The sequence below is a fragment of the Fructilactobacillus sp. X2R6C1 genome (assembly GCF_059901295.1).
This window is the reverse complement of the sequence record NZ_JBWXUZ010000074.1, coordinates 1-242: the sequence shown is the minus strand read 5'-3', so window position 1 is coordinate 242 and position 242 is coordinate 1. Positions and strand designations below refer to the sequence as shown.

Annotated in this window: 1 protein-coding gene; it reads right to left on the bottom strand. The window is 59.9% G+C overall.

Annotated features, from left to right (window positions below; translation table 11 throughout):
• Window positions 1–209, bottom strand: a 209-nt coding sequence (locus AC6UDF_RS07415; RefSeq protein ID WP_500724254.1) for an RHS repeat-associated core domain-containing protein, incomplete at its 3' end; no start/stop codon positions are given.
• Window positions 210–242 lie beyond the last annotated feature (33 nt).

The following is a 242-nucleotide window of genomic DNA, read 5'->3' as shown; positions in this document are numbered from 1 at the left end:
CCCGGACACCACCCGCCGCAGGCGCCGGTCGAGGATGGTATCAGCCCCAGCGGGTCGGTAAACTTGTACGGCGAATTGAGCGCGTAAGCGTAGCGGTTGAACGTCTGCGGATTGCGGATCGTCGCCGACGCCGTCAGCGGGTCAACACTCGTAAACCGCCGGCTTTCCGCTAAGAAATTAATGCCGCTCTGCCATATACCTCTTACCATCTGGCGCCGCTTTAATTGCGATGACGAGGATCC